Genomic DNA, 1,477 nt, shown 5'->3' with positions numbered 1-1,477 from the left:
CCTCACCGTTGGCGCCGAAGGTGTAGTGGTCGAGCCAGGCGTTGGGCTGATACGGCAGCGCGCGGGCCGGGCGGGTGCCGGATTCCTGCGCGGGCAACGCATTCGAGGTCGGCGACGGGTTGGTCTGGGCGGAACAGGTCGCCGTGGAGATCACCGCGGAGGTGTCCGGCAGCGTCGGCAGTCCGGTGACCGGCGACGCGAAGTTGAACATGCCGGTCAGGTCGCCGCACACCGAGCGCCGCCACGCGCTGATATTGGGGCAGGTGGCCTTCTTGCCCAGCGCGGCCGTCCAGGTCTCGAGGAAGCGCAGCACCGAAGTGTGGTCGAACACTTCGGAACTCACCCAGCCGCCGCGCGTCCACGGCGACACCACGATCAGCGGCACCCGGAAACCGAGCCCCACGGGAACCCCGTTGATGAACTCGTCCGCGGTGCCGCCGGGCGCGACCGGCGGCGGCACATGATCGAAGAGTCCGTCGTTCTCGTCGTAGTTGAGGATCAGCACCGTCGAGTTGAAGACGTTCGGATCGGCGTTGAGCGCGTTGATCACGTTGTGCACGAAGTGCGCACCATTGTTCGGCGGGGCGTCGGGATGCTCGGAGGACCACTGGTCCGGCACGATCCACGACACCTGCGGCAGCTTGCCCCCGACCACATCGGCCTGGATCGCGGCCACGATGTCGTCCGGCGTCTTACCGGTGGTCGCGGGCACCGACCCCATGCCGTTGACCGCCAGCGGGCTACCGGGCGCGGCGTTGGCGAACTGCTTGAAGTACGCGAGTGCGTTGTCCCCGTAGTTGTCTGCCGCGTTCTGGTACACCTTCCAGCTGACGCCCGCGTTCTGCAACGCCTCGGCATAGGTCTGCCAGCTCAGCCCGGATTCGTCACCGCCGTCGTTGGCGGGCCCGCCCGCGGTCCCGGCCGGATCGATCCAACCGCTCCAGTGATAGGTGCGGTTCGGCCCGGTCGCGCTGAGCACCGAGCAGTGATAGGCGTCGGCGATGGTCCAGTTGTCGGCCAGCGCGTAATGAAACGGAATGTCCTTGCGCCCCAGGTATCCCATGGTGCGCACGCTCCCCTTGGCCGCCACCCACGCATCCAGGTGCCCGTTGTTCCACGCAGCATGCTGATCCGCCCACGCATGCGGCAGATCCCCGTCACACTGCGCCGCGTTCTCCGACCCCGCCCCGCTCAACGCCCAAGGATATTGCCGCCCACCACCATTGGGCTGATTGAACACACTGTTCCCCCCGCCCAGCAGAATCGTCGCCTTGTCCCCGAACCCCCGAACCCCTTTCAACGTCCCGAAATAATGATCAAACGACCGGTTCTCCTGCATCAGGATCACCACATGCTTGACATCGGCGATGGTCCCACTCGCCGCCCCCGCGACCCCCGCCCCCAAACCCCCCCCGCCCTCGACCAAAGACCCCCCCACCCCAACCCCCCCCCCAAACAAAACGAACACAAAACCTCC

1 protein-coding gene is annotated in these 1,477 nt (G+C 66.8%); it reads right to left on the bottom strand.

Annotated features, from left to right (window positions below; all coding sequences use genetic code 11):
- The coding region (locus ACWELQ_RS45570) for an alkaline phosphatase family protein (protein WP_452403171.1) at nucleotides 1-1,339 on the bottom strand (1,339 nt) is incomplete at its 3' end.
- Nucleotides 1,340-1,477 lie beyond the last annotated feature (138 nt).

The sequence above is a fragment of the Nocardia sp. NPDC004722 genome, assembly GCF_053601505.1.
The sequence above is the reverse complement of the archived record's forward strand: the minus strand, read 5'-3'. Positions and strand labels throughout refer to the sequence as shown.